This is a genomic window from Streptomyces sp. WAC06614 (assembly GCF_003949795.1).
Taxonomy (GTDB): Bacteria; Actinomycetota; Actinomycetes; order Streptomycetales; family Streptomycetaceae; genus Streptomyces.
In genome coordinates this window covers 23959-31617 of the sequence record NZ_RPRY01000051.1, presented here as the reverse complement: position 1 = coordinate 31617, position 7659 = coordinate 23959, and the positions used below count along the sequence as shown (strand labels likewise).

Here is a 7659-nt window from a genome sequence, read left to right as displayed (position 1 = left end):
CGTCCAGGCAGTCCTCGCCCTGGCCCGCCGACGGGTCAACGTCCTGTGGGCCCTGATACGTGACGGACGGTGCTACCAAGGCGAACTCCCCGTCACAACAACGGCTTGACAACGTCATTAGGAGGTGAGGTTCATCGGGACGGGACCTTTCCGGTACGGGTGGAGAGGAACGGCCCGGGAAACACCGAAGGCCGCCCCTCGGGCGGCCTTCGCGTCAAGTCTTTCGGGTACGCGCAGTCAGTGGGCCGCCGAGCGAGCGGTCCACCACCAGGTCAGGTGCGAAAGCGCGAACATGCTCCGACCCTAGCCCAGGTGGTGGCCCGGGGCGAAGCACCGTCCCGTAGGGTGAGCCGAATCATGGATTCCGCTTACTGGCACGCGGCCGGCACCCTCGCGCTCCTGCTGGCCCTCGCCGTCCTGGTCGGCTACGTCGTGCGCTACCGCCGCACCCCGCGCCGCGAGCGCCGCACGCTGCGCTTCTCCTGGTCCTGGCCGGTGGCCTGCGCGGCCCTGGCCGGCTGCGGGCTGGGGGCGTGCGCCACCGGCGGCGGCGTGCTGCTGGGGACCGACCCGTTCCGCGCGGTCGGGACGACCCTGGTCGCCGCGCTCGCCGCGGCCGCCCTGCTGCGCGCCCGCGGCGCGGACCGCGCGCACCGGCTGGTGCCCCCGGCGCTGGCGCTGGTCCTGGCCACCGCGCTGACCGGTGCGCTCGCGACGCCTTGAGCCGCTCTGAGAGACATCTGTCTCACCTGTTGAGCGCCGGGCCGGACAGGGTGCCGTGACGCCGTAATGTTTACGAGGTGACCGTGAACGCAGAAACCCAAGCCCCCGCCACCAAGGCGACCTGGCGAGACCTTCCCGCGGCGCAGCAGCCTGTGTACCCCGATGCCGAGGCTCTGCGCGCTGTCGTCGCGGACCTCGAGTCGTATCCTCCGCTGGTCTTCGCCGGCGAATGTGACCAGCTGCGCGCCCGTCTGGGAGCCGTCGCCCGGGGCGAGGCGTTCCTGCTCCAGGGCGGCGACTGCGCCGAGGCCTTCGACGCCGTGTCCGCCGACCACATCCGCGCCAAGCTGAAGACGCTGCTCCAGATGAGCGCCGTCCTCACCTACGCCGCCTCCGTCCCCGTGGTGAAGGTCGGCCGGATCGCCGGCCAGTACTCCAAGCCGCGCTCGAAGGACACCGAGACCCGCGACGGCGTCACCCTGCCGACCTACCGCGGCGACTCCGTCAACGGCTTCGCCTTCACCGAGGAGGCCCGGGTCCCGGACCCGGAGCGCCTGAAGCGGATGTACCACGCGTCCGCCTCGACGCTGAACCTGGTGCGCGCCTTCACCACCGGTGGTTACGCCGACCTGCGCCAGGTGCACGCCTGGAACCAGGACTTCGTGAAGTCCTCGCCCTCCGGTCAGCGCTACGAGCAGCTCGCCCGCGAGATCGACAACGCCCTGAACTTCATGAAGGCCTGTGGCACCGACCCGGCCGAGTTCAAGGCGGTGGAGTTCTACGCCTCCCACGAGGCCCTGCTGCTCGACTACGAGGGCGCGCTGACCCGCACCGACTCGCGGACCGGCCGGCTCTACGACACCTCCGGGCACATGGTGTGGATCGGTGAGCGCACCCGGCAGCTCGACCACGCGCACATCGAGTTCTGCTCGCAGATCGCCAACCCGATCGGCATCAAGCTCGGCCCGACCACCACGGTGGACGAGGCGCTGACCTACATCGACCGCCTGGACCCGCAGCGCGAGCCCGGCCGGCTGACGTTCGTCGTCCGCATGGGCGCCGACAAGGTCCGCGACAAGCTGCCCGAGCTGGTCGAGAAGGTCACCGCCTCCGGCGCGACCGTGGCCTGGGTGACGGACCCGATGCACGGCAACACCTTCGAGGCCGCCTCCGGCCACAAGACGCGCCGCTTCGACGACGTCCTGGACGAGGTCAAGGGCTTCTTCGAGGTGCACAAGGCCCTGGGCACCCACCCGGGCGGCATCCACGTCGAGCTGACCGGTGACGACGTCACCGAGTGCGTGGGCGGCGGCGACGAGATCTTCGTCGACGACTTGCACCAGCGCTACGAGACGGCCTGCGACCCGCGGCTCAACCGCAGCCAGTCGCTGGACCTGGCCTTCCTGGTGGCGGAGATGTACCGCGACCAGTAAGGATCACTCTGGGTGAACCTACGACGGTGGGGCGCGGATCGCTGTGATCCGCGCCCCATCGTCGTGTGCGGGACTTTTGGGGGAACCCCGGGACGGGTAGGGTTAGGTAAGCCTCACCGAACAGTCGGGGATGGCTCGGTCCGCTTCATTCCCGTCATTCCCGCAGGGAGGTGCCCCGCGTGTACGTCTGCTCCTGCTTCGCCGTGACCGACAAGCAGATCGCCGAGCACGCGGCCAACGGCGCGTGCACCCCGCGCCAGATCGCTTCGGCGACCAAGGCCGGCACCGACTGCGGTTCGTGCGTGCGGACCATCCAGGGTCTCCTCGGCCGCGGCACCTGCCCGCGCCGCGAGCTGCTGGAGAAGGGCCGGGCGGCCGCCACCGTCCTGGCTCCGGACGCCGCACTCACCCGGGCCGCCTGAGCCCCGTACGACGGACGGCCGTCAGCTCTCCGGCTGCTCGACCAGCTGCGCGATGTACAGCGGCTCGCCCAGGGTCTCGATCAGCTCCAGCTGGGTGTCGAGGTAGTCGATGTGGTGCTCCTCGTCCTCCAGGATCTCCTCGAACAACCGCGCAGAGGTGATGTCGCCCTTGCCGCGCATGACCTCGATCCCGCGCTTGAGCCGGTCGATCGCCTCCACCTCGACCTGCCGGTCGCACTGGAACATCTCCGTCAGCGTCTGGCCGATGCGGACCTGGAAGAGGCGCTGGTAGTTCGGCAGGCCGTCGAGCATCAGGATGCGCTCGGTGATCTTGTCCGCGTGCTTCATCTCGTCGATGGATTCTTCACGCGTGTACTTGGCGAGCTTCGTCCAGCCCTTGTTGTCCTGGATGCGGTAATGCAGCCAGTACTGGTTGATCGCCGTGAGCTCGCCGGTGAGCTGTTCGTTCAGGAACTCGAGAACCTCGGGGTCGCCCTGCATCGCGCAGGCTCCTTCCAAGCCAAGTGACCTATGACGGTGCGCGCATCCTTGCACCGCCGCCCAGGGGCGTCCAGTAAGTACCTCCTTAGTAGGAGTTGCCGGAATCGGTGGTCACGTGGTCATGACCACCCCTGCCCGTCTGTCACCATGGAGTCATGGGTCAGCCGGAAAGCCGGGAATCTCCGGGAGCAGCAGGAGCGCTGGAGCTTCCCCCGGGGCAGCGGCTCCAGCGGGGCTGGCCGGTCACCCATTACGGTCCCGTCCCCAAGTTCAAGCCGGACCGCTGGGAGTTCCGGGTGTTCGGGGCCACCGCCGACGGCGAGAAGCACTGCTGGAACCACGAGGAGTTCTCGGCCCTGCCGTTCACCTCGGTCGTCGCCGACCTGCACTGCGTGACCAAGTTCAGCATGGTGGGAGCCGAATGGGGCGGGGTCCTGGCCCGTACAATCCTCGCACTGGCGCCCCCCGCACCGCAGGCCACGCACGTGATGGTGTGGGCCGAGTACGGCTTCAGCTCCAACATGCGGTTGTCGGACTTCGCCGCCGAACGCACCGTTTTCGCCACCCACCAGGGCGGTGAACTGCTCACCGCCGAGCACGGGTTCCCGCTGCGGCTGGTCGTCCCGCACCTGTACGCGTGGAAGGGCCCGAAGTGGGTCCGCGGCGTCGAGTACATGACCGCCGACCGCCGCGGCTTCTGGGAGGAGCGCGGCTACCACAACATCGGCGACCCCTGGCGGGAACAGCGCTACTCCTACCAGGAGGAACCGGGCGACGGTCCGGAGATCTGAGAGCCCTGCGGGTCTCACCCGAACGGGTGCCGCAGCTCCTTCAGCAGCGCCACGTCCGCGGCGTGCCCCTCCGGCCCGCCCGGCGTCTCGATGACCAGCGGCACGCCCTCGGTCGCCGGGTGCGCGAACAGCTCCGCGAACGCCTCCCGCCCGATGTGGCCCCGGCCGATGTTCGCGTGCCGGTCCTTGTGGGCGCCCGCCGCCTCCTTCGAGTCGTTGGCGTGGATCAGCTTCAGCCGCCCCTCGCCCACCGAGCCCACCAGCAGGTCCAGCATCTTCTTGGTGCCGCCCGGCTCCGCCAGGTCGTGCCCGGCCGCGAAGACATGGCAGGTGTCCAGACAGATCCCCAGCCGGGGATGGGCGTCCAGGGCCTCGAAGTACGGTTCGAAGTCCCAGGTACGCGAGCACAGCGAGGAGCCCTGCCCGGCCGTGGACTCCAGCAGCAGCAGCGGGTCGTCCTCGTGCGTCAGCTCGTCCAGCAACGGCAGCAGGTGCTCCCTGACCTGCGCGAACGCCACCTCCCGGGATCGTCCGCCGGTCGCCGAGCCGGTGTGCACCACGACACCGAGCGCCCCGATCTCCCGGCCGCGGCGCAGCGAGTGGCGCAGCGACTCCACCGACCGCTCGACCGTCGCCGGGGTGTGCGAGCCGAAGTTGATCAGGTACGGCGCGTGCACGTACGCCGGGATCCCCGCCTCGGCGCACCCGGCGCGGAACTGCTCGTCCTGCGCGGGGTTGCCCGCCGGGGTGGCCCAGCCGCGCGGATTGGCCACGAAGACCTGGACGGTCTCGGCCCGCAGCTCCCGCGCGTACCCGAGCCCGACCTTGGCCAGCCCGCCCGCGACCGGCACGTGCCCGCCGACGGGGTTGCGCCGGCGCGCCCGCTCCTGGGCGGCCTGCTCCCGGATGTCCGCCACGGCCGCGCTCACAGGCCCTTGGTGCGCACGACGACCGTGCTGCCCTCGGGGGCGCTCTGGCCGCCCGGGACGGACTGGGTGTCCACGACGTTGCTGAACGAGAGGAACGGCCGCTCGACCTTCACCTTGAAGCCCGCGCCCTCCAGGATGCGCCGGGCGTCGTCGGCCTCCTTGCCGGTGACGTCCGGCACCGGCAGCAGCCGGGGGCCCTTGGAGACGGTCAGCACCACCGTGTCCCCGGGGGCGGCCTGGGCGCCGGCGCCGACCGACTGGTTGGCGACCGTCCCCGCCTTCTCCGGGGAGTTGACCTGGTCGGCGGCCAGTTCGACCTTCAGCCCGGCGCCCTCCAGCTGGGCCCTGGCCTGGTCCACCGGCTTGCCGAGCACGCTCGGCACCGGCACCGGCCGGCCCTTGCTGACCACGATCGCGACGGCCGTGTCGGGCGCCCTGCGGGTGCCCGGCTTGGGGTCGGTGCTGATCACCGAGCCCTGCGGGATGTCCTGGCTGAACGCCCGGTCGACCATGCCGGGCTCCAGCCCGGCCTTCTTCAGCTCCTGCTGGGCCTTGTCCAGCGGGAGGTTCTCCACCGAGGGGACGGTGACGACCTCGGGCCCGCGCGAGACGACGAGCACCACGCTCCCGTTCCCGCGGATCCGCTTCCCGCCGCCCGGCTCGGAGTCGATCACGGCCCCGCGCTCCACGGTGTCGCTGAACCGCTTCTCCACCCGCTTCACCCCGAGCCCGGCCGCCGAGAGCTGGCCGCGGGCCTGCTGCTCGGTCTTGCCGATCAGGTTCGGGACCTGGGTGAACTGCCCGACGCTGATGTACCAGACGCCGGTGCCCAGCCCCAGCAGGAGCAGCACCCCGGCCACGGCCAGGTACAGCCCGCGCGGCCGGGCCGGGCGGCCCGGGCGGCCCCGGCCCGGTCCGGGCCGGTCCGGCTGCGGGGGCTCGGGCGGCAGCTCCAGCCGCGAGGTGTGCTGCACCTCGGCGTCCCGGCGCACCCCGAGGGGTCGCGGGATCACCCCGGTGCGGTCCTCGGACGACGACCGCTCGGCCGCCCGGGCCTGCGGCGGTACGGCGTCCAGCTCGGCCTCGCTCAGCGCGGCCCGGGTCTCGCGGGCCAGCGCGAGCAGCGCCACCGCGTCGGACGGCCGCTGCTCCGGGGTGCGGGCGGCGGCCCCGGCGACCAGCCGGTCCAGCGCGGCGGGCAGGCCGGGCACGACGGCCGACGGCGGCGGTACGTCCTCGTGGAGGTGCTGGTAGAGCACCTGGGCCGGGGTCCCGCCCGAGTGCGGACGGGCGCCGGTCAGCATCTCGTAGAGCACGACCCCGCAGGCGTAGACGTCGACGCGGGTGTCGGCGGTGCCGCTCTCGATCTGCTCGGGGGCCAGGTAGGAGACGGTGCCGAGCACCGCGCCGGTGGTGCTGGTGACGGTGTCCACACTGCGCACCAGCCCGAAGTCGGCGACCTTGACCCGGCCGTCGTCCCCGATCAGCACGTTCTCCGGCTTCATGTCCCGGTGGACGAACCCGGCACGGTGGGCCGCACCGAGGGCGGCGAGCACCGGCTCCAGGATGTCGAGCGCCGCGCGCGGCTGGAGCGCGCCGCGCTCGCGCAGCACGTCGCGCAGGGTGCAGCCGGAGACGTACTCCATGGCGAGGTAGACGTAGGGCCCGTCGGTGCCCTGGTCGAACACGGCGACCACGTTGGGGTGGGCGAGCCGGGCCACGGACTTGGCCTCGCGGATGAACCGGTCGACGAAGGCCGCGTCGGCGGCCAGCGCCGGGTGCATGACCTTGACCGCCAGGACGCGGTCGAGGCGGGTGTCCACGGCCCGGTAGACCGTGGCCATGCCGCCGACCGCGATGCGGGCGTCGATGCGGTAGCGGTCGTCGAGCAGCTGCCCGACGAGCGGGTCATCCAGGGTCGTATCCACCCGGCGATTCTACGAGCGATGTCCTGGGCGGGGCCGGGGCGTCCAGGGTTGCAGCGCACCTGTGACGTGTACGGGGGCTCCGCCCCTGACCTGCGGGGGCGGAGCCCCCGGAGGTCAGGGCCTGGTCCCGGCCGGTTCAGAAGGCCGGGCGTTCCGGGTCGAGGGCGGGCATGCCCTCGGTGGGGGAGGAGGCTTCGGCGAAGCGCCGCATCGGGATGCGGCCGGCCCGGCGGGCCAGCCGGCCCGCCGTCACCGCGTCCCGCATCGCCGCGGCCATCAGCACCGGATCCTGCGCCCGCGTCACCGCCGAGGCCAGCATCACCGCCGAGCAGCCCAGCTCCATGGCCAGGGCCACGTCCGAGGCGGTGCCCGCCCCGGCGTCCAGGACCACCGGCACCCCGGCCCGCTCCACGATCAGCTCGAAGTTGTGCGGGTTGCGGATGCCCATGCCGGAGCCGATCGGGGAGCCCAGCGGCATGATCGCCGCGCAGCCCACGTCCTCCAGCTTGCGCGCCAGCACCGGATCGTCGTTCGTGTACGGCAGGACCACGAACCCGTCGTCCACCAGGACCTCCGCCGCGTCCAGCAGCTCCACGCCGTCCGGCAGCAGCGTCCGCTCGTCCGCCACCACCTCCAGCTTGATCCAGTTCGTGCCCAGCGCCTCCCGCGCGAGCCGCGCGGTCAGCACGGCCTCGCCCGCGGTGAAGCAGCCGGCCGTGTTCGGCAGGACCTGGATGTCCAGCCGGGACAGCACCGACAGGACCGAGCCCTGCACGGTCGGGTCCAGGCGGCGCATGGCCACCGTGGTGAGCTCCGTACCGGAGGCGACCAGGGCCCGTTCCAGGACGTCCAGGCTCGGGGCGCCGCCCGTGCCCATGACCAGCCGGGAGGAGAAGGTGCGTCCGCCCAGCTCGAAGAGGTCGTCGGCCATG

8 protein-coding genes are annotated in these 7659 nt (G+C 71.9%); 4 read left to right on the top strand and 4 right to left on the bottom strand.

Annotated elements, in window-relative coordinates:
- Window positions 1-357: 357 nt before the first annotated feature.
- The 3 genes from EF918_RS10075 (at window position 358) to EF918_RS10065 (ending at window position 2578) form a co-directional block, all read left to right on the top strand.
- A complete protein-coding gene (locus EF918_RS10075) occupies window positions 358-723 on the top strand; it encodes a hypothetical protein (RefSeq protein WP_125643918.1) in 366 nt (121 codons plus the stop codon).
- Window positions 724-800: 77 nt separating this feature from the next.
- Complete coding sequence (locus EF918_RS10070) at window positions 801-2156, top strand: class II 3-deoxy-7-phosphoheptulonate synthase (protein ID WP_125643916.1); 1356 nt, start codon at window positions 801-803, stop codon at window positions 2154-2156.
- A gap of 179 nt (window positions 2157-2335) precedes the next feature.
- Window positions 2336-2578 carry a bacterioferritin-associated ferredoxin gene (locus EF918_RS10065; protein WP_185921674.1) on the top strand — a complete coding sequence of 81 codons (243 nt, stop codon included), beginning with the start codon at window positions 2336-2338 and terminating at the stop codon, window positions 2576-2578.
- Between the two features lie 21 nt (window positions 2579-2599).
- Here the strand turns inward: EF918_RS10065 and bfr are convergent, their stop codons facing one another.
- Window positions 2600-3079, bottom strand: a complete 480-nt coding sequence (bfr, locus tag EF918_RS10060; protein ID WP_125643912.1) for a bacterioferritin — start codon at window positions 3077-3079, stop codon at window positions 2600-2602.
- 155 nt (window positions 3080-3234) lie between these two features.
- Here bfr and EF918_RS10055 point away from each other — a divergent pair, with 155 nt between their 5' ends.
- A complete protein-coding gene (locus EF918_RS10055; protein WP_125643910.1) occupies window positions 3235-3870 on the top strand; it encodes a sulfite oxidase-like oxidoreductase in 636 nt (211 codons plus the stop codon).
- A 14-nt stretch (window positions 3871-3884) separates the two neighbouring features.
- On the opposite strand, the gene EF918_RS10050 is transcribed toward EF918_RS10055, so the two are convergent.
- The 3 genes from EF918_RS10050 to EF918_RS10040 form a co-directional block, all read right to left on the bottom strand.
- A complete protein-coding gene (locus tag EF918_RS10050; protein WP_260610024.1) occupies window positions 3885-4799 on the bottom strand; it encodes a deoxyribonuclease IV in 915 nt (304 codons plus the stop codon).
- On the bottom strand, window positions 4796-6727 hold the full coding sequence (pknB, locus tag EF918_RS10045; RefSeq protein ID WP_125643908.1) for a Stk1 family PASTA domain-containing Ser/Thr kinase: 1932 nt from the start codon (window positions 6725-6727) through the stop codon (window positions 4796-4798). Before pknB ends, EF918_RS10050 begins: the two co-directional genes overlap by 4 nt.
- Before the next feature lie 136 nt (window positions 6728-6863).
- Entirely contained in the window at window positions 6864-7658 is a 795-nt protein-coding gene (locus EF918_RS10040) for a thiazole synthase (protein WP_125643906.1), read from the bottom strand.
- Between the last annotated feature and the right edge of the window lies 1 nt (window position 7659).